The organism is Marinomonas phaeophyticola, from assembly GCF_026966905.1.
Lineage (GTDB): Bacteria > Pseudomonadota > Gammaproteobacteria > Pseudomonadales > Marinomonadaceae > Marinomonas > Marinomonas phaeophyticola.
Genome location: NZ_JAPUBN010000011.1, coordinates 381,216 through 404,004, shown reverse-complemented (window position 1 = coordinate 404,004; position 22,789 = coordinate 381,216). Strand labels below are relative to the sequence as shown.

Sequence of the window (22,789 nt, the reverse complement as noted above, 5' to 3'; positions counted from 1 at the left end):
CAAGGCAAGTAAGATAAGTATTTATGATAGCGATTAAAAAAAGCGGCTTTTTACTGTTAATTACACTGGTTATTAACGCGTTCACCCCAGCTAAAGCCTTAGCCGCGGAAGAAGATGAAACAAAAACCGCCATACCGGCCAGCAGTGGCAGCAATGCCGTCCGTGAAGCCATTCCTTTAGCTAGCCCTCAAGAGCGTCGAATAAAAGCACTTATTGATTCCATTTCGATCAACCGAGCCCATGAAATCGAAACGATAGAGTCTCCCAATGATGCCTTTTTAGCTTTATTTAAAGAATCGGCTACAGGCGATCCTCAAGGTTGTGTACTCTTAATTCATGGAGACAATGAGCACCCTGATTGGCCTCAAGCTATCAGTCCAATTAGGAATACACTGACCGATAATAGCTGGTGCACCCTATCAATCGAAATACCCGATACGACAAAACGTTTTCAGCTTCCTCTCTTCTCTGATTCGACAGCCAATGAGACGGCAGAGACAAGTCAGGGAGAAAGTGAAGCGAAAATGCTTCCTAATGAAGAGGTTATTTTTAATCGTATCGAACAAGCAAGACAACACCTAAGGGACAAGGGATACAGTAGGCTAGTTTTTTTAGGTCATGGAACTGGAGCGACCTATGCCCTCAAATACACCATTGATAAAAATATCTCAGAAAGTGCGCTTGTGCTCATTGACCCCATTACACCATTGCCATTTAGCGATTATGAAATCGCGGAATTGATTGAATCGATAGGACTGCCTGTTTTAGATTATTATTTTAATAATCACCTCAACGGTAATCGGTTCGCACAATACCGTTTGTCCGCATCTAAGAAACGGCTATCAAAATCTGATGCCTACATACAGGTGCAAGCACCAGCAGATAGACGTTATGGGAGTGCTGGAGATAAGCGTTTGACGCAACGAGTATGGGGGTTTTTAAAGCAAAACACGCATCAAATAAAGCAAACACGACCGTTGCCAGAGATAGAAAAGGGCCTCTTCAGTGAAGACCCTTTTGAGTAACGATAACCAACGAATCTGAAGACAATCGCTATTTACGCTGTTTTTTTATCAATTCGTAAGCCGATTGAATTTCTTGAGTACGTTCTTTAGCAATCGTCAGCATTTCTTCAGGTAAACCTTGCGCCGCTAACTTATCTGGGTGATTTTGACTCATCAGTTTGCGATAGGCCTTTTTAATTTCCCCATCGGTCATATCACTCGTCACTCCAAGCGCCTCATAGGCTGAATGCAACATGTCTTTGTCACTGGCACCACCAGCACGACTTTGATTAAACTGGGCTTGCTGTTTAATTTGAATATGCAACGCTTCAAACTCAGCAACACTGATTCCTAGGTGGGCACAAACTTGAGAAACAAACGATTTTTCTTCGACACTAAAATGCCCATCGGCATAGGCTGACACAAGTAACACTTCAATTAGCTGGCGCGTCAGTAAACTTCTTGGCCCCATAATTTGTTGAAAGTGATTCAATACACCAACCAAATCAAAGTTCGCCGACTTACCTTCATTAAATAATCGCTTGGCTTCCTGCTGGGCCAGAGTAGAAAGCCCCATTCTCTGCATAATAGCTTCAGCAATTTGTATTTCTGAGGTGGATACATGGCCGTCTACTTTAGCCAGCCTACCCATTAATAAAAATAAGGTTTGAAAAAAAACAGATTGCTGCTGCTTAAGGTTTTCTCGTCCCGCTTTTGTCTGAAAGAGTAGAGGTCGTCGAGCACCATCTACCGCCTGCCCAATGATCAGACCGCCTATCAAACCAAAAAAACCAAGCCATAAATACCCTATTACAGCGCCAACTATTTTCCACATTACAAATTTTCTCCAGTAATCGGTAGCCCACATAGGCTTGGTTAGATTATCATTTAGCTATTTTAAACCCCAATAAGGGAATTACACCATTAATGGGCTATTTACCGCAAACTATCAGTATACCGCGCATAGGTCGATTTTTTCCCGCTTATACGCTAATTTTTCATGGTCTTTTCATTATTCCGCAAGTAAATGCGGCAGAATGGGACTGGTTACCCAGTGAAGCATTAACTCAAGAACAGCGCTCCACAGTCAGTCAATATTGTCGAGGCCGTTATATTGATGCCTGGCAAGCCAGTGAAAATGGCAATACGAACCTAAGTGCAGACCTTATTTATAAAACGCCCGACGGGACCTTATTTCTAGAGGGTGGTGCCGAACTGATACAACCCCAACAGTCATTAAAAGCAGAAAACATCCAAGGTAGACAAGGTGAGTACTATCAAGCGGAAGGGGAAGTTGAGCTACGCTCTAAAGGGCAACTGATTCGTAGTCAAAAAACGTTTTTAGCCGATCCTGAATCTAATTTAGTCACTCGTTTTGAAGACGCTCGCTTCTTACGACATAAAACCGGTGCTAGAGGCCAGGCTAAGTCTCTTCAAAAAGACGCGAAAGGCATTATTTTTATTGAGGAAGGGTTTTATACTACCTGTGAACCCGGCAATGGCAGCTGGAAACTTTATGGTTCATCCATTGTATTAGACCCAAATTCCGGTTTTGGTACAGCGAAACACGTTCAAATAAAAGTCGATGATTATTCTATTTTCTACTTACCTTGGCTACGTTTCCCTCTAGATAATGAGAGACACACTGGTTTCTTATTTCCTGACTTTAGCTATTCAAATGATAAAGGCATTGGTTTTTCTGCCCCCTTTTATTGGAACCTGGCTCCAGCCTATGATGCCACTATTACACCTCACTTTATTGAAAATGAAGGCGAAGGTTTGGACATAGAGTTAAGACACTTATCCAAAAGAGGGTTGACGCAATTTGAAGAAACAGATTTCTTTCATCAAACTGATGGTAGACAAACGGCCCGCCGACTGATCTCGACACAAACAATAAACACTCAATTGACTGCAGGTCTTACTTTCGAACAAGTAGATGCAGATAACGATTTCCCAACACAAACAAACATCAACTTAACAGATAAAGACCATTACGAAAGACAAGCCTATCTTAATTTTAATCAAGGTAACCTAAACGCAACCGCCTCAGTAAAAACCTATCAAACGCCACTTGATACGGTAGACCAACCTTTCGAATGGCGCCCCAGATTAGATGCCTCTTATCGTTTTTCTAATACCCTTTTAGATTACAAACCTTCAGCGCAATACACGGATTTTTATGACCCTGATGAAAGTGAAGTCGATGGACAACGACGCGTCTTGAATCAAGACATTGCACTTAATTTTCAGAATGCTTGGGGAAGCCTATCTCCAGGAATTCTGCAGCAATATCGCTCTTACGATCTGCATAATTATAACGACAATAGCCATAGCACTGACACTATCAACCATATTTCTCATTATATTGATGCGAAAATGGCATTTGATCGTCGCTTTACGGTTAACGCTCAAACATGGAAGCAAACACTAGAGCCCAAATTAAGCTACCTAAATTCTCCCTATAAAAATCAAGATGATTTTCCAAATTTTGACACAAGTGAACCCATTTTATTATATGACAACGCCTTCTCGCATAAACGTTTTAGCGGTAATGACCGCGTTGGGGACACTGAACAATTTACTATAGGCCTTGAAAGTTATATTTATGACTCAAATAACCAAGAACGTTGGGGGTTTAAATTAGGCCAAATTCTGTACTTAGAAGATAGAGTGATTGACGTAGATGGCACCTCAACAAGTGAAATAGATACAAACAGTACTAGCTCCCTTTTAAGTGCAATATCTTATAAAGATTCTGACCATCTAAATATCACCGCTAATGTAAACTATGACCAGAACATCGATTTATTGGATTTAGGGCAATTATCCATCAAATTAAGGTCTGATAATGGTATTGTCGTTAAAAGTAGTTATTTAAAAACCGTTGATAAAAAAACGCTTGAAACGGATTTAGAACAACTGGATTTCCAGTCAATAGTCCCTTTGAATGATAATTGGCATTTCCTATATCAACAGACCTATGACTGGATAGAGCAAGAAGACACCAAAAAAGTAGCGGGGTTTGGATTTGAAAACTGCTGTTTAAAACTGTCCTTTAGTTACCAAAGATCTCGTGATGACGACAATCAATTTGATGAAGGCATCTTTTTACAATTTATTTTACGCAGTTTAAGTGGCGTTGGCAGTACGAATAGCACTGACAGTATCGCTACAGAATACTGGAACGATGGAAAAACCGGATACTAAACATGAAAAAAATACTTCCAATTTTAGGCACATTACTTTTTTTAGCGCCTTTTCAAACAAGTTTCGCTGCGGCAGAGAAAATTGATGGTATTGCCGCTATTGTGAATTCAGACGCCATTTTAGAGAGCGATATTGAAACTCGCTTTCGTATTATTAGAGATCGAGTACCAAACGGAATCTACAGCGCCGATATACGTCGACAAATTTTAACCTCTATGATTGATGAGTATATTCAGTCAAATTATGCCAACCGAGCGGGCATTCGCGTCAGCGCGTCTGATGTCGATCGCGCAATACTGAGTGTAGCGACAAAACTAGGAACAGACATAAATGGATTTAAGAACATTTTGAACCAACAAGGCATTGAATATAATCGCTATCGCACACAAATTGAAAATGAAATTCTAATGACCAACGTCAAACGACAAGTCATTCGAGAACGTATCGCCATCACTGAACAAGAAATTGAAGACTTTTTAACCTCTTCTCAGAGTCTTGCACAATCAAAAGATGAGGTACGTCTACGACATTTGTTAGTCCGTTCAAAAGATGTTAACCAAGCGAAAGCAAAAATCGAAACCATTGCAGCAGACATCCAATCTGAAGACGATTTTATTCGCCTTGCTATCAGTCAATCGGATGGTTCTGCCGCCGTCCAAGGTGGTGATTTAGGCTGGCGCCCAATCAACCAATTACCCGCTCTTTTTGTTAGAGAACTGAGCTCAAGTAAAGGTCCTTTTTACGGCCCTATTCAAAGTAACGCAGGATTCCATCTTTTATGGTTAGTGGATAAACGTGTTTCAGATGTTGAATTACAAAAACAAACTAAAGCCAGGCACATACTGATCAAACCAAATGCCATTCGCAGTGACCGTCAAGCACAAGAGTTTGCAGTAACCCTATACAAACGCCTACAAAAACACGAAGATTTCGCTACTTTAGCAAAAGAGTACAGCGAAGATGAAGGTTCAGCACTAAAAGGGGGTGACCTTGATTGGGTTGCACCAGGCACTATGGTCCCTCAATTTGAAGCCGCGATGAATGAAACACCCGTTGGTCAATACAGCCGTCCTTTTCGTAGTAATTTTGGTTGGCACATAGTACAAGTAGATGGCCGCCGTAACGCAGACGTCAGTGATAAAGTGAAAAGAGCCAATGCGGAAAAAGCACTCATAGCCCAGAAGCAGGATCTTGTTCTTAGTAATTGGCTTGATGAACTCAAGACTCAAGCCTTCATCGATATCAAATAACACACCATTTTATAGGGCCCATAAAATGACATTACCTATTATTGCTATTACCTCTGGTGAACCGGCGGGTATAGGCCCTGATATCATTCTCAGTGCTTTACAAAAAACCTTTATGGGTCGGTTAGTGGTATTAGCGGATCCTAGTTTGCTAGCAGCAAGAGCAGAAGAGTTAGGCATTAAAGCTAACATTCACATTATTGAAAATATCGCCTCCTTACCGAAACATGTCGGCGGCACTATTTATGTCCAACCTATCGGGTTAGCGCATACCGTCACTACCGGTAAACTCGATGTGGCTAATGCACCTTATGTATTAGAAACCTTGCAGGTTGCCGGAACAAAATGTTTAGCTGGTACTTTTGATGCCATAGTCACTCCGCCCGTCCATAAGGGTGTTTTATGTGAAACAGGCGTTCATTTTAGTGGTCATACTGAGTTCTTTCAGCAATTAACCGAATCAGAGCAAGTGGTTATGATGCTTGCAACTCCCTCATTGCGAGTGGCGTTAGCAACCACTCACTTACCGTTAAAAGATGTTGCCAAAGCCATCACCAAAACTGGCTTAACTCAAGTTATTCGTGCATTACAGCAAGAGTTGATTAATAAATTCGCCCTTCCTAACCCGAAAATTCTAGTTTGCGGTTTAAACCCCCATGCCGGTGAAGATGGCCACTTAGGACGGGAGGAGATAGAAATCATCACGCCAACATTAGACGCATTACGCAATGAAGGTATGGATTTGATCGGTCCTTTACCCGCTGATACCTTGTTCACGCCCAAATACTTAAACCATTGTGATTGCGTTTTAGCAATGTATCACGACCAAGGTCTACCTGTGTTAAAATACCAAGGGTTCGGTAATGCAGTAAATATTACTCTTGGTTTACCCATCATCAGAACATCCGTTGATCATGGAACAGCACTCGACCTTGCTGGCAGCGGAAATGCAAATCACGGCAGCCTAGAAGTTGCTATTAATTACGCCATTGATATGGCCAATAACTCAAAAAAAGTTTCCTAAATGAGCAAGCCACAAGCACATAAAGCAAGAAAACGTTTCGGACAAAACTTCCTACACGATTATGGCGTTATCCGTCGCATCGTTGCCTGTATCGCCCCTAAAGAAGGTCAAAGACTTGTCGAAATTGGCCCCGGTAAAGGCGCCCTAACGGAAGGCATCATCAGTGTTACTAAAGAAATGGATGTCGTGGAATTAGACCGTGACTTAATCCCTATTCTGAAAGTAAATTTATTTCGTTTTCCTGACCTAAGAGTACATGAAGCCGATGCCATGAAGTTTGATTTCTCTTCATTGGCCACCAACGGATCTATTCGAGTCGTCGGCAACCTTCCTTATAATATCTCTACTCCTCTTATTTTTCATTTACTTAGCCAAGCTCAAGTAATCGAAGACATGCATTTTATGCTGCAAAAGGAAGTGGTTGACCGTTTAGCCGCTAGACCAGGCGATAACCTCTATGGTCGGTTAAGTGTGATGACTCAGTATTACTGTCAAGTGGAAGCGCTCTTTATCGTTGGCCCTGAATCTTTTGACCCGCCACCAAAAGTGGACTCTGCTATTGTTCGTATGACACCTCATAAAGTATTACCTCATGTCGCCAACAACATAGAGTTACTTGAGAATACGGTAAGAACGGGGTTCCAGCAGCGGCGTAAAACCTTACGCAATAACTTTAAAGGCGTGTTAGACGATCACGACTTTGAGACCCTCAATATTGACCCAACCCTTAGACCAGAAAGACTTGATGTCGGTGATTATGTCCGCATAAGCAATCTTCTAGAAAAGAAAGGCCAGTCAAATGATTAACAAGGTTACTGTCGATGTCATCAGTCATTATCTAGCGGAACAATCCTTACCTGAAGACTTACGTTTTGTCTTTTCTTACCACGTTACCATTAAAAATGAAGGTGAACACGCCGCCCAGCTATTATCTAGACACTGGATAATTACCGATGGTAATGAGAAAGTTCAAGAGGTGAAAGGCCCCGGTGTGATTGGTAAAACCCCCTGGCTACAACCGGGTGAGAGTTTCCAATACAGTAGTGGTGCTATTTTGAATACTATGGTTGGTACCATGCAAGGTAGTTATCAAATGATATCTGAAGACGGTGCCGAGTTTATCGCCGACATTCAGCCATTTGCTCTCGCGGTTCCAAACCAAGTACATTAAGAGGCATTTATGGCAACCTATGCAATTGGCGATTTACAGGGGTGTTTAACGCCTTTGCTCACTCTTTTAGAGACGATTGAGTTCCAACCCGAGCAGGACACCTTATGGTTTGCAGGTGACTTAATTAATCGAGGTCCTGAATCATTAGCCACATTACGCTTTATTCATGGCTTGGGCGATAATGCCAAAGTCGTATTAGGCAATCATGACTTGCACCTTTTAGCTCTTGCTCGTGGCTTTGGCCGTCTCAAACGCAGTGACACCTTAAAAGAAATTTTGGCCGCCCCAGACAGAGACCAGCTATTAGATTGGCTGCAAGCCCAACCTTTATGCCATTTCGATAACAACTTTAATGCGGTGATGACTCATGCTGGTATTCCTCCCTGCTGGTCAATTGAAGACGCGTTAAGATACTCTAGAGAAGTTGAAACGGTTCTTCAGAGTGATCAAGCCGATGATTTCTTTGCCATTATGTATGGTAATAAACCGGAGAAATGGGACGAGTCCTTAACTGGTATGACACGCCTTAGAGCCATTGTAAATTATCTCACTCGCATGCGTTTTTGCACAGACAAAGGCAAGCTCGACTTGAAATCAAAAGAGGGACCAGCCACCGCACAGAAAAACTATGCGCCTTGGTTTACTTATCCTTCAAAAACTCCAGATGGCACCCATATCATTTTTGGTCACTGGGCAGCACTTGAAGGAAAAGTACACTACCCCAATATACATGCTTTAGATACAGGCTGCGTTTGGGGCGGAAGCTTAACCGCCATTCGCCTTGATGATTGGCAATTATTTAGCACACCATGTTCAATTAAAGGACCCAGTAATAATGACTTATAAGTGCATCGATATTAACGACGCTCTCCCTCTTATCGAAAACAACGCTCTCATTGTTGATATTCGAGATACAGCCAGCTTTCAATCAGGGCATATGACGAATGCCTTTAATTTGAACAATGACAATATTAGTGATTACATCGCTCAAGCCGATAAATCCTTGCCTCTGATTGTTTGTTGCTATCACGGCAATAGCAGTAAAAACGCCGCCGCTTTTTTAGCTGACCAAGGCTTTAATGAGGTCTACTCACTTAATGGTGGCTTTAGCCAATGGAGTGCTGTCTTTCCTGATCAGTGCTCACAAGACTAATTTATTAAGAACATTGAATGTCTAAGCATAGTGTATATTTAGTTGGAGGGGCCGTCCGTGATGAATTACTCGGGCTGGATGTCATCGATAGAGATTGGTTAGTTACGGGCGCCACTCCAGACGACTTATTATCCCAAGGCTACACTCAAGTAGGTAAGCAATTCCCTGTTTTTCTGCATCCAAAAACAAAGGAAGAGTACGCCCTAGCTCGAACTGAAAAAAAACAAGGACAAGGATACACAGGATTTATTTGTGATTTTTCCGCAGACATCACTTTAGAAGAAGACCTACTGAGGCGAGATTTAACGATAAACGCCATTGCTAAAGATGAGTCAGGCACAATTCATGACCCATACCATGGCCAACAAGATATAGAAAATAAGGTTTTTCGTCATGTTTCCAATGCCTTTATTGAAGACCCTTTAAGAGTATTACGTGTTGCCCGGTTTGCCGCTCGCTTCGCCCAGTTTGGTTTCACCATAGCTCCTGAAACCCTACACCTAATGCGTAAAATCAGTGAGTCTGGGGAATTACTCACCCTATCTCCTGAACGTATTTGGAAAGAGTTAGAAAAATCACTGCAAAGCCAACATCCAGAATACTTTTTTAATGCGCTTCAAGAATGCGGAGCCTTAGAAGCGTTATTTCCTGAGCTTAGTTGGCCTGTTGATACCAGTAAGTGGTCCCATTTTAAGCAAGCGACAGCGCCTCAAAAATGGGCGTATTTATGCTCTGCATCCATGCCAGAACCACTTAAGTTGATGCAGAAAAGAGCAAAAGTACCGAATCAATTCACCCATCTAGCCACCCTAGTCAGTGAGTTTAATCATAGCTATAAGTTACCCCTAACCGCCATCGAGTGGGAAAACTGGTTGACGCTTGTTAGCGCGATAAAGCGACCTCAGCCTTACCAGCGGCTGGTCGAAGTCCTTTCAAGCATTACCGCAACCGATTGTAAACATTGGCAGCAACTAAGAGAACAAGCCGCCTTGGTTAGCAGTGGGCAGTTAATTAAGCAAGGTTTTTCAGGAGTAGAACTCGGTAAAGCCATGAAGGAAGCAAGACAGAATAGTTTACTAGATCAGACGAATCCACTCATTCAAAAATAACGCTCTGAGTGGATTCGTTATTGCTATTTCTGACGGTGGATCTTAACACCTACGGCATTGGCTGTAGGCACAGCACCCGGCTTTCTCAACGTCATGGTAATCGAATGAATCGAAAAGGTTTCTATTAATTCGGCACAGAGCTTTTCAGCTAAGGTCTCTATTAGCTCAAATACGTTGGTTGAACAAAAATCAGTAATAAAATTGGAAATAGCTTCATAATCCAAGGTTTTGCTCAAGTCATCTGTCGCCGCAGGCAGACGATTATCATGTTGCATTTCTAAGTCAAAAACCAAGGTTTGTTGTATTGCTTTTTCCCAATCATAAACACCAATGACGGCTTCAGTTTTTAGCCCTTCAATAAACACAATGTCTTTCATAGTTATTCCTTTATTGGTGGTAAATCGGCTAAAGGCCAACGAGCACGAATCGTCAAATTAAGCGGGGACGATTGTCCTGCAAGCAACCTTTGGGCTCCGGCATAGGCAATCATTGCGCCGTTATCGGTACAGAACTCCGCTCTGGCATAAAACACGCTGGATTTCATTTTTGCTAACTGAGACTCCAGCTGAGTTCGTAAACGTACATTTGCACTGACCCCTCCCGCAATAACCAACTGTGACAGAGATTCTTGCTCTAACGCACGACGACATTTAATCACCAAGGTATCAACTACTGCTTGCTCAAAAGCAAGTGCCGCATCCGCTTTAAACGGCTCATCGCAGCCCCCCTTATCGAGTGCAGCATGAACCGCCGTGAGAAAAGCGGTTTTTAAACCACTGAAACTAAAGTCTAAGCCGGGCCTATCAGTCATTGGTCTAGGAAATTTCAAACCAGAATCCGATCGCCCTGATTTTGCCAAGGCCGCAATATAAGGACCACCAGGATAAGGCAAACCAATCATTTTCGCGGCTTTATCAAACGCTTCACCGGCCGCATCGTCTAAGGATTGACCTAATAAGCGATATTGACCAATGCCATCCACTCGCACCAACTGGGTGTGCCCCCCGATACCAATAAGGCGATAAAAGGCATTTTCGGTTGTCGCTCTTCTAGCATAGGAGCCAATAAATGGCCTTCCATATGATGTACGCCTAACGCAGGTATATCCAACGCATAAGCCAAAGAACGGCCAATAGTCGCACCGGCCATTAAGGCACCGGCTAATCCTGGGCCACTAGTATAGGCAATGCCTTGTAAGTCTTTTTTTGATATACCTGCGGCGACCAGCACTTCATCAATCAAAGGCAAGGTTTTTCTAATGTGATCCCGTGAAGCTAATTCCGGAACAACACCACCATATTCTGCATGCTTTTCAATTTGAGAGTAAATTTTATGAGCTAACAGACCTTTATTCGTATCGTAAATCGCGATACCAGTTTCATCACAAGAGGTTTCTAAACCTAGCACTATCATGTATTTCTATCTCTCAGGAAAACGTTAATCACATTGTATACGAAAAATCGCTTAAATAAGCGCCTTACCTCTAACTTATAGTAAGTGTTTTCATTTTTTAATGGACTTCAGTCCCGTAGAACTCTATAATATCGCACGTTTAAAATTATGAATTAAAAGGCAGGTGATTTTTCTTTTGTTCCGAAACGGATTCGGACGACTCTATAGATAGACATGACACTAAACTCTCTTACGCTTTTTTCTGTAATTGAGTCTACATATTAAGAGTAAAAGATCGCTTTGATCACAGAGTGCTCTTATTTTTTGAAAGCACCGCAAAATACAGGTATGATGCCCGTGTTTTTGTGATCACAAAAATTCATAACATTAATTATTTATAAGGTACATACATGCCAGCTGTTAAAGTTAAAGATAACGAACCATTTGACATCGCTCTACGTCGTTTCAAACGCTCTTGTGAAAAAGCAGGTGTTCTTGCTGAAGTTCGTCGTCGTGAATGCTACGAAAAACCAACTACACTTCGCAAACGTGCTGCCGCTGCTGCAGTTAAACGTCATGCGAAAAAAGTTTCTCGTGAGCAACGTAAATTCCAACGTTTGTACTAGGACTTTACTCTCTAGTTCAATTTTGATTGAACTCTAGAAGTACTCACAAGCGTTCGTTTATTTTGATCTACTCAAAATAGACTGAGAAAACGGCCAGTATTATTACTTGCCGTTTTTTTTGTTTTAGACCAACCACCAGAGGATTTAACCATGTCAGCATTAAAGCAAAATGTATCCGATCAATTAAAAGTAGCTATGCGCGCCAAAGAAAAAGCACGCGTTACTCTTATTCGTACCATTATGTCTGAATTTAAAAAAGTGGAAGTGGATGAGCGAATCGAAATAGATGACGCTCGTGCTTTAGTCATTCTGGATAAAATGGTAAAACAACGTAAAGATTCTGTGCAACAATTTACCGATGGTGGTCGTGAAGATCTCGCCGCAATTGAACAAGCCGAAATGGAAGTGATTCGCGAATTTTTACCTCAACCTCTTACCGACGAAGAAGTAGAAAGCATTGTCAAAGCCGCGGTTGATGAAGCAGGCGCAACGAGTATGCAACAAATGGGCATAGTAATGGCGATTGTTAAGCCACAAGTCCAAGGTCGTGCTGATGTGGCTCAGGTTAGTAAACTGGTTAAGAAATTATTAGGCTAAATACACAAGAGTATTCTTTATGGCGGGTCGCATTCCAGATCAATTTATTGACGAACTTCTAGCTCGAACCGATATTACTGATGTGGTGGCGTCCCGCATAACACTAAAGAAAACCGGGCAAAATTACAGCGCTTTATGCCCATTTCATAACGAAAAATCCCCCTCTTTTAGCCTAAACCCAAACAAACAGTTTTATTACTGCTTCGGCTGCGGCGCGGGTGGTAATGCCATTTCCTTTTTAATGGAACATGATCACCTAGATTTTGTTGAATCCATTGAAGTATTAGCGAAAGAAGCCGGTCTCGAAGTTCCCCGAGAACAAGGGGCTCCAGATCGCTATGAGCAAAATGCTGGCCTACTAAAAGTACTTACGGAAAGCGCTACTTTCTTTCAAAAACAACTCATATCTCACCCAGACAAAACCAGAGCAAGAAACTACCTTGCTGAAGAGAGAGGCCTCTCAGGACAAATATCAAAAGTATTTGGACTTGGGTTCGCGCCACCAGGATGGGACAACTTAATACAAGGCTTAGGACAAAAATCCGAAACGCAAGAGCACCTATTCCAAGCGGGTATGCTGATCGAGAAAAAGATCAACCAGGTCATTTTTACGATCGCTTTCGAGATCGAATTATGTTCCCAATTCGCGATTCTCGAGGCAGGGTTATTGCTTTTGGAGGACGAGCGTTTGGCGATGAAAAACCTAAATACTTAAATTCTCCAGAAACACCGGTATTCCATAAAAGCCAAGAACTGTATGGTCTATATGAAGCTAAGCAGAACACCCCAACACTCGATCATATTATTGTAGTTGAAGGCTATATGGATGTGATTGTATTAGCTCAAAATGGCGTCACTAACTCTGTGGCAACCTTAGGAACCTCAGTTAATAGCCAACACATTCAAAAACTCTTCAAACTTGTTAGCAAAATAACCTTATGCTTTGACGGTGATAAGGCGGGTCGATCGGCGGCTATCAGGGGCCTAGAAGCCAGTCTAAGTGTGATGCAGGACAACAAACAAGTCCGGTTCTTATTCTTACCTGAAGGAGAAGACCCTGACTCTCTTATTCGAAAAGAAGGCCAAGAACGTTTTTTAAACCGACTAGATGACTCCTCTTCCATGGCACATGTATTGTTTGACCATGCTCGCAAAGAGGTCACCCTTGCCGATGAAGAAGGTGAAGCACAATTTGCTCAAAATGCGATGAGACACATTCAAAATATGCCTGAATGTACGCTAAAATCCATCTTAGTGAAACAACTCGCAGAACAATCGGGAATCAATGCCGAATCACTCTCGAGCAATACCCAAAAACCTAAATACAGGTCAAATCAAACAGAAGCCGACCCAAACAACATAGAGCACTACAACGGCACTCCTCCTCATTATGATGAGCCGCCAGGCTATTATGATGATTCATCATACGAACCCTACAACCCAACCCAAGAAAGCAATAGCCACTATAAAAAAGAGCCTTATAGTCAAGCATTCAAAAATAAAAAGAACGTTAACGGTAAAGCGTTCAGCAAAAAAAGTGCTGATAACGAGGCACACTTCAATTTTCCAAGAATGTCATCGTTACCGGCATTATCTCAAATCGGAAACGCGACCTTATGCTTATTACTGCACCCACATATAGCGAGCGACATTGACGTGTCAGACCCATTACTTCGCCAACCGGATCAAGATGTACAGCTTTTTAGTAAAGTATGGCGCTACTTCCATAAATACCCAGAGAAAAATACAGGGAATTTATTAGGCAACTGGAACAATAGTGAAAATTATGATGCTATTTTATATTTATTGAACCACCCAGACGCCCACACAAAATCAAAAATAAGCAATGCAAAACAAGAAGTTAGAGACGTCATAGAGCGAATGGAAGAAAATCTTGGAAGAAATGCAAGTAGTCAGAGGTTGAAAAATCAAGGAAATGAGACCATAAAGGATAATGATAGTCGCACTGAGCTCCGCCAATGGATGGAACAAATGCGCAAAAAAAAGCGTCCATAAAAAGCTGATTTCTTTATATTAAACAAGAAGAATTCTAGAAAAGGTCGTTTGTTTTTGCTACAATGCGCGGCTTGCTATTTTCCCAAACGAATTTCAAACGATAGGTTGTCGAATGCCAGACACTCAACAGTCACGTCTCAAAGAGCTGATCGCTAAAGGTAAAGAACAGGGCTATTTAACCTTTTCCGAAGTTAATGATCACCTTCCTGATGACCTTTCTGATCCAGAACAGGTTGAAGAAATCATTGCCATGATTAATGACATGGGCATTGTGGTTTCTGAATATGCGCCAGATAAAGATAGCCTTATCATGGAAGAAGGCGACTCTACCGATGAAGCGGCCGCTGAAGAAGCCGCTGCTGCATTGGCGGCTGTCGAAGGCGACGTTACTCGAACGACAGACCCGGTCCGCATGTATATGCGTGAAATGGGAACAGTAGAACTCCTGACCCGAGCAGGCGAGATTGCTATTGCGAAACGTATCGAAGAAGGTACTCGCGAAGTCATGTCGTCCGTTTCTTACTATCCTGGAGCTGTAGACGTTTTACTTAACGCCTACGCAAAAGTCCAAGAAGAAGAAGGCCGCCTTAGCGATATATTTAGTGGTTTCATTGATGGCGATGGCGAAGAGCCTGTATTTGATGAGCCTGTAGTTGAAGAAGTTGAAATCGAATCTGATGACGATGCTCTTGATGATGATGAGTCAGATGATGATGAAGAGGAAGAGACTGAAAGTGGCCCTGACCCAGAAGAGACAGCCCGTCGATTTAATGAAATCGATCGCGTCTATACTGAGTTGAAAGCCCTACTTGAAACTCGTGATCGTCAAGACCCTCTTGTTAAAGAAAAACAAGAAGAATTGAGTATCAATTTTGCCCCTATCAAACTTGTACCAAAAATGTTTGATGAGCTTGTTTATCGCGTTCGCTCTCGTATGGACAAGGTTCGTGAGCAAGAACGTAGTATTATGCATGTCTGCGTACGTAAATCTCAAATGCCTAGAACAGAGTTCTTGAAACGCTTCCCAGGCAATGAAACGAATACGGAATGGCTAGCAGAACAAATTAACTCTGGCGCTCGTTACGCTGAAGGCCTAGTTGAAAACGAAGCTGAATTTATGCGTAGCCAACGCAAACTCCGCAATATCGAAAAAGACAGTGGCCTAACAATCGCTGAACTAAAAGAAATCAACCGCCGAATTTCTATTGGTGAAACTCGCGCTCGTCGTGCGAAAAAAGAAATGGTTGAAGCCAACTTACGATTAGTTATTTCGATCGCTAAAAAATACACCAATAGAGGTTTACAATTCTTGGATTTAATTCAAGAAGGTAACATTGGTTTAATGAAAGCGGTCGATAAGTTTGAATACCGCCGTGGTTATAAGTTCTCTACTTATGCTACTTGGTGGATTCGACAGGCAATTACGCGCTCAATTGCAGACCAGGCTAGAACCATACGTATACCAGTTCATATGATTGAAACCATCAATAAACTGAATCGTATTTCTCGCCAAATGCTGCAAGAAATGGGACGTGAAGCAACGCCTGAAGAACTTGCTGTACGTATGGACATGCCTGAAGATAAAATTCGTAAAGTATTAAAAATCGCGAAAGAACCTATCTCGATGGAAACACCAATAGGTGATGATGAAGACTCTCATTTGGGTGATTTCATTGAAGATGATGGCGCTGAATCCCCTATTGATACGGCTACGATTGAAGGTTTACGTGAAGCCACCACTTCTGTACTTTCTGGCTTAACGGCTCGTGAAGCAAAAGTTCTTAGAATGCGTTTTGGTATTGATATGAATACTGATCACACATTGGAAGAAGTCGGTAAACAGTTTGATGTTACACGTGAGCGTATTCGTCAAATTGAGGCGAAGGCTCTCCGTAAACTACGTCATCCAAGCCGTTCTGAGCATTTACGAAGCTTCTTAGACGAATAAAATTAATTCGATCATTGATTTAGTTACTTTCAAAAAACCGCTAATTTTTTAGCGGTTTTTTTATGTCTACGCTAAATTCACTCATCATCAATACTGTCATTACTTAATCGAAAAGAAATTCTCACGCTTTTTACAAAACTGTCATAAACTTATTTCATATTACAAAGGTAGACAAGCTAAGAGCGTAGTAGAAATAGAGGTTTCTTTCCCGCATCTTAACTTGGCGCTCCTTTCATTCTTCAACACAACAGGAAGGTTCGTTAATTCTCTATAAAAGCACTTGTATTTAACCCGTCTTAGATTTGCGCAATAAAGGCAATTTCTACAGGAGCGATGTATTATGGAAAAAATATACGTACTTGATACCAATGTTTTACTGCATGATCCCCTTGCTATTTTTGCCTTTGGCGAGCACAAGGTGGTCATTCCGATGACGGTATTAGAAGAGTTAGACGTCATCAAAGACCGCCGTGACAAAGATGTCAGCAGAGAAGCAAGAATGGCCATCAATACAATCGACCGTATTGTCGGTAATGCGGCACCAAAAGCACTTCTTGAAGGAGTTCCAATATACACTCACTCTCAAGACGACACACCCTCCCCTTTGCAAAACCAAGGAAACCTTGCGGTTTATCCAGATCAAAAAATAGCAAACATTGATAACGTTCCTTTTTTGAACAGCAACCACGACCACGCCAACGATAACCGCATTATTAATGTCGCCCTAAGTCTTCAAGCAACCCATCCAAGAACACCGGTGTGCTTAGTAACTAAAGACATCAACATGAGGATAAAAGCCAAGGGATCCGGCTTAGAGCGCGTTGAAGACTACCGAAAAGACAAAGTACTGGATGACGTAGACTTATTAAGCAAAGGATACACACATTTTGAAGGCAGCTTCTGGGAAGGCATAGAGAAAGTAAAAACAGAACAACACGGAAGGCATACGATACACCTTATTCCAAAGGTCGCAATCGAGCCTCTTTACCCTAATATGTTTTTGATTGATGATATGGAGTTTGTTGGGTTCATTTGCAATATAGATGACAAATATGCCTATGTGCTAGACATAAACAAGCAAAGCTTAATGCACCAGAGTTTTTGGGGAATACATCCTAGAAACCTAGAACAGGCCATGGCTTTTTATTTGTTACGTCATGACAACTCCGATTTAATGATCATGACAGGACCGGCAGGATCCGGTAAAACACTATTGGCATTGGCCTATGCATTACAAGTTTCCATGGAAGAAAAACGTTTTAATAAAATTATTGTTGCCCGCTCCACCCCTCCCATGGCTGAAGACATTGGTTTTTTACCTGGCACGGAAGAAGAAAAAATGGCCCCCTGGTTAGCGGCCTTTGATGATAATTTAGAAATACTGCATGGTGCTGATGAGCATGCATTTAGCAGCATTGATTATGTAAAGCAAAAAGCCAACATCCAATTTAAATCATTAAATTTCATGAGAGGCCGTTCTTTTAATAATGCCCTTATCATCATAGATGAAGCTCAAGGGTTAACCCAATTTCAACTTAAGTCCATTGTGACACGCGTTGGAACCAATTCTAGAATTATTGTTTTAGGCAATCTAGCTCAAATCGACAACAAATACATTAATCCACTCACATCAGGGCTTACTTATCTTGTAGAGAAATGCAAAGACTTCAGTTATGCCAGTATCATGCACGTTAACGGCATAGAAAGGAGCCGCTTAGCCGAATTCGCGGAGGAAAATTTATAGCACACTGGAGGTAGGGTAGCCCTTATTGTCATTTCTTTATGGTATTTTTCCATAAAAAAACCCTCTAAACACACCGCTTAGAGGGTTTTAACAAAATTAGATGGTACTCGATTACTCAGCTACTCACAGATTTTGCTAATTCAGTAATTTCATCCCACTTTTCAGCTTTCACTAGATCTGCAGGCACAATCCAAGAGCCACCTACGCAAAGCACATTAGGTAAAGCCAAATAATCTCGGAAGTTCTTCGCACCAATACCACCTGTTGGACAAAAACGTATATCAGGTAAAGGACCACCAAAAGCTTGTAATGCCTTAATACCGCCATTTACTTCAGCAGGAAAGAACTTAAAATGATCATATCCGTACTCCATCCCTAATAAAATATCAGAGATCGTTGCCACCGCAGGCAAATAAGGCACGGAGTATTCTTTACCAACAGCCAACAAATCTGCTGTCATTCCTGGACTAATTATAAATTGAGAACCCGCCTCTACAGCCTTAATATATTGCTCACGGCCACATACCGTACCAGCACCTACAATTGCCTCAGGCACTTCTTTACGTAAGGCCGTAATCGCTTCCAATGCAACAGAAGTACGCAGAGTCACTTCCAACACAGGAACCCCGCCAGCCACTAATGCTTTACCAAGCTTCACAGCTTCTTCAACACTGTTCACGACAATGACAGGGACAACAGCCGTCGCGGTCATTACTTGTTCCGGAGTTAAATACGTCGTCATACAATAATCCTAATTTAGGGTTTATTTAAGTTCTTAGTAATCGTGCCAGTTTCTACCATCTTTAATTGGCAGTGCCATAGAAGCGGCCGGTCCCCACGAACCTGAAGCGTATTCTTTTGGACGTTCACTTGTTTGTTTCCAAGCATCCATTATGCCATCTACCCATTTCCATGCCGCTTCCACTTCGTCATAGCGCATGAATAAAGTGGCATCATTCCGCATCACATCAAGTAATAAACGCTCATATGCTTCTGGACTACGTTTGTTATGGAAGGCTTCTGTTAGACTTAAGTTTAAGTCTACTGGCTGCAAATTCATACCTTCACTAGCACCCGGTACTTTATTCATAACGGTTAACGATATTTTTTCTTCCGGCTGTAGACGAATCACCAATTGGTTGCGTTGTAACTGACGGTTACTCTCATCACTAAAAATACTATGAGGAACCGCTTTATATTGAATCACAATTTCAGAATAGCGCTGTCCTAGACGTTTTCCGGTTCTTAAATAGAAAGGAACACCTGCCCAACGCCAGTTATCAATATCGGCTCGAAGTGCAACAAAGGTTTCTGTTCGAGATTCTGGATTACTGTCTTCCTCATCAAAGTAACCTTGAACCGTCTTACCACTAACAACCCCTTTCGCATATTGACCACGAACGGTTTTGTTATACGCATTCGCACCAGAAATTGGTCGCAATGCTTTTAATACTTTAATTTTCTCATCTCGAACAGAGTCCGCATCCATTCTGCTAGGTGGCTCCATTGCAACTAAACACAATAGCTGGATTAAATGGTTTTGCACCATATCTCTCAAGGCACCAGCTTTATCATAATATCCCCAACGCCCTTCCACACCTACTGTTTCAGACACCGTGATTTGAATATTATCAATATGAGCACTGTCCCATAAAGGTTCAAATAATGTATTGCCAAAGCGAATAGCTAATAGATTTTGAACGGTTTCCTTACCAAGGTAGTGATCAATTCGAAAAACTTGAGGCTCATTAAAGTTCTGCATTACTTCGGTATTAATCGCCCTTGAAGAAACCAGATCTCTACCTAACGGTTTTTCTAAAACCACTCGCATTCTTTCTTGGTTCAGACCATGAGATGCTAACGATGAACAAATGGAGCCAAATAAATCTGGAGAGGTGGCTAAGTAAAAAACCACGTCACGCTCATTGTCACCAACACCGCTATCGTTAAAACGAGCAAAATCAGAAACCTCTTGAGCATCTACAGATACATAATTTAAACGCTCTTTAAATCGAGGCCAGGTCTCATCATCACCGACACTCGAAGGAACAAATTCATCCAGCGCAGTTCGAACTTTTGCTTGGTATTCTTCAGCAGATAATTCTCGCCTAGATGCACCTATAATACGAGTTGTGGGTGCTAATAGACCATCCATATCAAGATGGTATAAAGCAGGTAATAATTTGCGCATAGCTAAATCACCACCGCCACCAAAAATCACTACGTCGCAGGCTTTCAAACTGGACTTATTCATCACTTTCTCCAAAAAATTAAGCGTTTACGACAAATCAATACATTTATGATGATTCGTTAGCTAAATAAGAGGCGTAATTTGCGCACCCCATTAAACCTGGGTACTCTGCTGTCACCACAAATGTTGGTATTTTACCGACAAAATCTGACATACGGCCTTTTTCACTCATCGCATGACGAAAACCGCTTAGGCGGAATAACTCTATGTACCGAGGAATAATACCCCCAACGATAAATACGCCACCCCGAGACTCTACAGATAACACCAAGTCTCCAACCACTCGACCCAGATAAACAAAAAATTGTTCTAATGCCTCTAGAGCAAGCGCATCATTATTCTTACCCGCTTCACCAATGGCTTTAGCCGTTAATCGACTATCCAGACCATTACGTTTAGCCAATGCTTCATAAATATTCTCTAACCCCATCCCAGACAGGACTCTTTCGGCAGAAACTCTTTGGTGGCGCTCGCGTAAAAAAGACATAATATAATCTTCTTGGGCCGTACAGCTAGGCACATCAACATGCCCACCTTCACCAGGTAAAACAATATTCGCCTTTTCTTGAGGTACCACACATGAAACACCAAGACCCGTTCCTGGGCCAATCACCCACGCTGGAGCCGTTTCATCAATATCATTACCCGCCCCAATCTTAATATAATCATCGGTAGACAGAACCTCTAAAGAATGACCCATGGCATCAAAGTCATTTAATAACGCTACACGTATACCGTCACCAAAAAAACTTTCTACCTCTTCTTTTGTAAAGGTCCACGGATTATTAGAAAACTTAATAACCTGTTGATTAACTGGACCGGCAATCGCCAAGACGACAGCAGAGATCTCTTGAATAGATAAAGAGCACACTTCCAAATATTTGGTTGCAGCAGCAAAGAAGGAGTCAAATTCTTTACAGGCAAACACTTCTATTTCTTGAGGCTGGTACTCATTAAGAGGAACAATCGCAAAACGTGCATTAGTTCCACCTAAATCCGCAATTAATGCATGGGACATAATAGGACCTTGAATAATTTAATGAAATTTTACAACAAACAAAGGACCAAAAACACTCCTTTTTTATTAGAGGGGTGCTATTTTTGTAATAAAATTACAATCAGCGTATTTTATTTAAAAACTTGAGTACTTTGGTAGGAACACTTCGTTTTTTATTATTCTTATAACTATAAAGACGTTCATCCGCTAATCTTAATAATTGCTTATATGAACCCGGCGTATCCGCATTCATACTAGCACCACCGTAACTAACGGTAATTGGAACAAGGTTAGTTTTATAGCGCAACGGATTTGATTGTAAATAGTTGTGCAGTGTCTCAGCCACTTGTAGAGAATGCTCAAGACTTTTACCAGGAAGAACAAATACAAACTCATCGCCAGCAAATCGAAATGCCAGTCCCTGTTTCTGAACATATTTAAGTAATCTTCTTGCTATATACTCAAGTACCTCATCCCCGCAGTTGTGGCCCAACGTGTCGTTAATGGCTTTAAATGCATCGCAATCTATAAAAATTGCCGTTAAATCTCGCCCCGTTTGCTTTGATCGAGTAAATTCTCTCTCCAGCATTAACTCTAATTGACGCCGATTTAACAATCCAGTAAGAGAATCTCGTGTCGCTAAATACTCTAATTTTTCTCTAGCGGTGACGTTACTTAAACAAATAGAAATTTTAATCGCCAGTTGATCGAGTAGAAAAGTATCTTTTGTTTCTGGATTATAACGGTCGACATTAGAGTCTCCCTGACAGAATAGTCCAACTAAAGCGCCATCAATTGTTAATGGAGAAATCGCTACTGAGCTAATAATATCACGATAGGAAGAGGGAATAATTTCTCGACAAGATTGAATATTTTCATTCACAAGGACGGTTTTATTACTGGATTTAATCATGTCTATCATCGCACTGCGGCGAGTAAACAAAACTCGATCTCTAAGATCAGTGGTTTTTTCTAGGTTTTCAATTAAATGAGACAAAGGCGCTTCATTAATCAAATTCACCCACACATAAGGAACGTTAAAATGCTTTTGCACTTCTCGAGTTAACGTAGATACAAATTGATCACAACGTCCAATAGAAAGAATACAACGTTCGATTTCAAAGAATTTAAGCGCAATTTGCTCATTCTGTCTTACGTTTTCTATCAGTTGCTGTATATCATGCATGTACTTAAATCCACAGTTACGGAAGGTAGAAATTAGACTATCGTATTTAAATTGAATTCAATTTTAAAACTCTGCTGACAACTTATCTATCATTTATAGAGTAAATCGACACTA

General features: G+C 41.5%; 20 protein-coding genes and 2 pseudogenes. 15 read left to right on the top strand and 7 right to left on the bottom strand.

The features are described 5' to 3' along the window. The first annotated feature begins 23 nt into the window (after positions 1-23). Complete coding sequence (locus tag O1D97_RS05755; RefSeq protein ID WP_269123704.1) at positions 24-1,025, top strand: DUF3530 family protein; 1,002 nt, start codon at positions 24-26, stop codon at positions 1,023-1,025. Between the two features lie 28 nt (positions 1,026-1,053). Here O1D97_RS05755 and djlA read toward each other — a convergent pair whose 3' ends face one another. Next, on the bottom strand, positions 1,054-1,839 hold the full coding sequence (gene djlA / locus O1D97_RS05750) for a co-chaperone DjlA (protein WP_269123702.1): 786 nt from the start codon (positions 1,837-1,839) through the stop codon (positions 1,054-1,056). A 92-nt stretch (positions 1,840-1,931) separates the two neighbouring features. On the opposite strand from djlA, the gene O1D97_RS05745 reads away from it, so the two are divergent. Genes O1D97_RS05745 through O1D97_RS19560 form a run of 8 tightly spaced genes read left to right on the top strand, consistent with a single transcriptional unit; the run spans position 1,932 to position 9,918 of the window. Continuing rightward, complete coding sequence (locus O1D97_RS05745) at positions 1,932-4,214, top strand: LPS-assembly protein LptD (RefSeq protein ID WP_269123700.1); 2,283 nt, start codon at positions 1,932-1,934, stop codon at positions 4,212-4,214. Positions 4,215-4,216: 2 nt separating this feature from the next. Next, positions 4,217-5,464, top strand: coding sequence for a peptidylprolyl isomerase (locus O1D97_RS05740; RefSeq protein ID WP_269123698.1), 1,248 nt, complete (start codon positions 4,217-4,219; stop codon positions 5,462-5,464). 25 nt (positions 5,465-5,489) lie between these two features. Further along, on the top strand, positions 5,490-6,485 hold the full coding sequence (gene pdxA / locus O1D97_RS05735) for a 4-hydroxythreonine-4-phosphate dehydrogenase PdxA (RefSeq protein WP_269123696.1): 996 nt from the start codon (positions 5,490-5,492) through the stop codon (positions 6,483-6,485). Then, positions 6,486-7,292 (top strand): 16S rRNA (adenine(1518)-N(6)/adenine(1519)-N(6))-dimethyltransferase RsmA, encoded by an 807-nt coding sequence (gene rsmA, locus O1D97_RS05730; RefSeq protein WP_269123694.1) that lies wholly within the window; start codon positions 6,486-6,488, stop codon positions 7,290-7,292. It begins immediately after the preceding gene. Then, positions 7,285-7,656: a Co2+/Mg2+ efflux protein ApaG gene (apaG, locus tag O1D97_RS05725; protein WP_269123692.1), complete on the top strand. Its 372-nt coding sequence runs from the start codon at positions 7,285-7,287 to the stop codon at positions 7,654-7,656. Before rsmA ends, apaG begins: the two co-directional genes overlap by 8 nt. Before the next feature lie 9 nt (positions 7,657-7,665). Continuing rightward, entirely contained in the window at positions 7,666-8,502 is an 837-nt protein-coding gene (locus O1D97_RS05720; RefSeq protein ID WP_269123690.1) for a symmetrical bis(5'-nucleosyl)-tetraphosphatase, read from the top strand. Beyond that, the gene (gene glpE, locus O1D97_RS05715; protein WP_269123688.1) at positions 8,492-8,809 is read left to right on the top strand and encodes a thiosulfate sulfurtransferase GlpE; all 318 of its coding nucleotides are present in this window, start codon (positions 8,492-8,494) and stop codon (positions 8,807-8,809) included. The genes O1D97_RS05720 and glpE overlap by 11 nt, the downstream gene beginning before the upstream one ends. Before the next feature lie 17 nt (positions 8,810-8,826). Beyond that, complete coding sequence (locus O1D97_RS19560; protein WP_330221439.1) at positions 8,827-9,918, top strand: tRNA nucleotidyltransferase/poly(A) polymerase-related protein; 1,092 nt, start codon at positions 8,827-8,829, stop codon at positions 9,916-9,918. A 23-nt stretch (positions 9,919-9,941) separates the two neighbouring features. Here O1D97_RS19560 and folB read toward each other — a convergent pair whose 3' ends face one another. Together folB and tsaD are read right to left on the bottom strand one after the other, a co-directional pair. After that, the gene (gene folB / locus O1D97_RS05705; protein WP_269123686.1) at positions 9,942-10,295 is read right to left on the bottom strand and encodes a dihydroneopterin aldolase; all 354 of its coding nucleotides are present in this window, start codon (positions 10,293-10,295) and stop codon (positions 9,942-9,944) included. Positions 10,296-10,297: 2 nt separating this feature from the next. Continuing rightward, a pseudogene (tsaD, locus tag O1D97_RS05700) lies at positions 10,298-11,331 on the bottom strand (tRNA (adenosine(37)-N6)-threonylcarbamoyltransferase complex transferase subunit TsaD). A gap of 389 nt (positions 11,332-11,720) precedes the next feature. On the opposite strand from tsaD, the gene rpsU reads away from it, so the two are divergent. The 6 genes and pseudogenes from rpsU (at position 11,721) to O1D97_RS05670 (ending at position 18,241) form a co-directional block, all read left to right on the top strand. Beyond that, positions 11,721-11,936, top strand: coding sequence for a 30S ribosomal protein S21 (rpsU, locus tag O1D97_RS05695; RefSeq protein WP_191601055.1), 216 nt, complete (start codon positions 11,721-11,723; stop codon positions 11,934-11,936). A gap of 150 nt (positions 11,937-12,086) precedes the next feature. Further along, positions 12,087-12,533, top strand: a complete 447-nt coding sequence (locus O1D97_RS05690; RefSeq protein WP_269123683.1) for a GatB/YqeY domain-containing protein — start codon at positions 12,087-12,089, stop codon at positions 12,531-12,533. Between the two features lie 19 nt (positions 12,534-12,552). Next, positions 12,553-13,629 (top strand): annotated as a pseudogene (locus O1D97_RS19840) (DNA primase); the annotation flags it as partial. Positions 13,630-13,655: 26 nt separating this feature from the next. Further along, a complete protein-coding gene (locus O1D97_RS20000; RefSeq protein WP_487353045.1) occupies positions 13,656-14,549 on the top strand; it encodes a hypothetical protein in 894 nt (297 codons plus the stop codon). Positions 14,550-14,661: 112 nt separating this feature from the next. Next, complete coding sequence (gene rpoD / locus O1D97_RS05675) at positions 14,662-16,497, top strand: RNA polymerase sigma factor RpoD (RefSeq protein WP_269123678.1); 1,836 nt, start codon at positions 14,662-14,664, stop codon at positions 16,495-16,497. 340 nt (positions 16,498-16,837) lie between these two features. Then, positions 16,838-18,241: a PhoH family protein gene (locus O1D97_RS05670; protein ID WP_269123676.1), complete on the top strand. Its 1,404-nt coding sequence runs from the start codon at positions 16,838-16,840 to the stop codon at positions 18,239-18,241. Between the two features lie 115 nt (positions 18,242-18,356). On the opposite strand, the gene O1D97_RS05665 is transcribed toward O1D97_RS05670, so the two are convergent. The 4 genes from O1D97_RS05665 to O1D97_RS05650 form a co-directional block, all read right to left on the bottom strand. After that, positions 18,357-18,983, bottom strand: coding sequence for a bifunctional 4-hydroxy-2-oxoglutarate aldolase/2-dehydro-3-deoxy-phosphogluconate aldolase (locus O1D97_RS05665; RefSeq protein ID WP_269123674.1), 627 nt, complete (start codon positions 18,981-18,983; stop codon positions 18,357-18,359). Positions 18,984-19,016: 33 nt separating this feature from the next. Next, positions 19,017-20,495 (bottom strand): glucose-6-phosphate dehydrogenase, encoded by a 1,479-nt coding sequence (gene zwf, locus O1D97_RS05660; RefSeq protein ID WP_269123672.1) that lies wholly within the window; start codon positions 20,493-20,495, stop codon positions 19,017-19,019. A gap of 43 nt (positions 20,496-20,538) precedes the next feature. After that, the gene (gene glk / locus O1D97_RS05655) at positions 20,539-21,510 is read right to left on the bottom strand and encodes a glucokinase (RefSeq protein ID WP_269123670.1); all 972 of its coding nucleotides are present in this window, start codon (positions 21,508-21,510) and stop codon (positions 20,539-20,541) included. 100 nt (positions 21,511-21,610) lie between these two features. Continuing rightward, positions 21,611-22,675, bottom strand: coding sequence for a GGDEF domain-containing protein (locus O1D97_RS05650; protein WP_269123668.1), 1,065 nt, complete (start codon positions 22,673-22,675; stop codon positions 21,611-21,613). Positions 22,676-22,789 lie beyond the last annotated feature (114 nt).

Coding starts and splice junctions, on each gene's coding strand:
- O1D97_RS05745 (WP_269123700.1), top strand. CDS start 1,932: ATGGGCTATTTACCGCAAACTATCAGTATACCGCGCATAGGTCGATTT.
- O1D97_RS19560 (WP_330221439.1), top strand. CDS start 8,827: ATGTCTAAGCATAGTGTATATTTAGTTGGAGGGGCCGTCCGTGATGAA.
- O1D97_RS05740 (WP_269123698.1), top strand. CDS start 4,217: ATGAAAAAAATACTTCCAATTTTAGGCACATTACTTTTTTTAGCGCCT.
- O1D97_RS05665 (WP_269123674.1), bottom strand. CDS start 18,983: ATGACGACGTATTTAACTCCGGAACAAGTAATGACCGCGACGGCTGTT.
- rpoD (WP_269123678.1), top strand. CDS start 14,662: ATGCCAGACACTCAACAGTCACGTCTCAAAGAGCTGATCGCTAAAGGT.
- O1D97_RS05670 (WP_269123676.1), top strand. CDS start 16,838: ATGGAAAAAATATACGTACTTGATACCAATGTTTTACTGCATGATCCC.
- O1D97_RS05720 (WP_269123690.1), top strand. CDS start 7,666: ATGGCAACCTATGCAATTGGCGATTTACAGGGGTGTTTAACGCCTTTG.
- djlA (WP_269123702.1), bottom strand. CDS start 1,839: ATGTGGAAAATAGTTGGCGCTGTAATAGGGTATTTATGGCTTGGTTTT.
- pdxA (WP_269123696.1), top strand. CDS start 5,490: ATGACATTACCTATTATTGCTATTACCTCTGGTGAACCGGCGGGTATA.
- zwf (WP_269123672.1), bottom strand. CDS start 20,495: ATGAATAAGTCCAGTTTGAAAGCCTGCGACGTAGTGATTTTTGGTGGC.
- apaG (WP_269123692.1), top strand. CDS start 7,285: ATGATTAACAAGGTTACTGTCGATGTCATCAGTCATTATCTAGCGGAA.
- folB (WP_269123686.1), bottom strand. CDS start 10,295: ATGAAAGACATTGTGTTTATTGAAGGGCTAAAAACTGAAGCCGTCATT.
- rpsU (WP_191601055.1), top strand. CDS start 11,721: ATGCCAGCTGTTAAAGTTAAAGATAACGAACCATTTGACATCGCTCTA.
- O1D97_RS05690 (WP_269123683.1), top strand. CDS start 12,087: ATGTCAGCATTAAAGCAAAATGTATCCGATCAATTAAAAGTAGCTATG.
- rsmA (WP_269123694.1), top strand. CDS start 6,486: ATGAGCAAGCCACAAGCACATAAAGCAAGAAAACGTTTCGGACAAAAC.
- O1D97_RS05755 (WP_269123704.1), top strand. CDS start 24: ATGATAGCGATTAAAAAAAGCGGCTTTTTACTGTTAATTACACTGGTT.
- O1D97_RS20000 (WP_487353045.1), top strand. CDS start 13,656: ATGGCACATGTATTGTTTGACCATGCTCGCAAAGAGGTCACCCTTGCC.
- O1D97_RS05650 (WP_269123668.1), bottom strand. CDS start 22,675: ATGCATGATATACAGCAACTGATAGAAAACGTAAGACAGAATGAGCAA.
- glk (WP_269123670.1), bottom strand. CDS start 21,510: ATGTCCCATGCATTAATTGCGGATTTAGGTGGAACTAATGCACGTTTT.
- glpE (WP_269123688.1), top strand. CDS start 8,492: ATGACTTATAAGTGCATCGATATTAACGACGCTCTCCCTCTTATCGAA.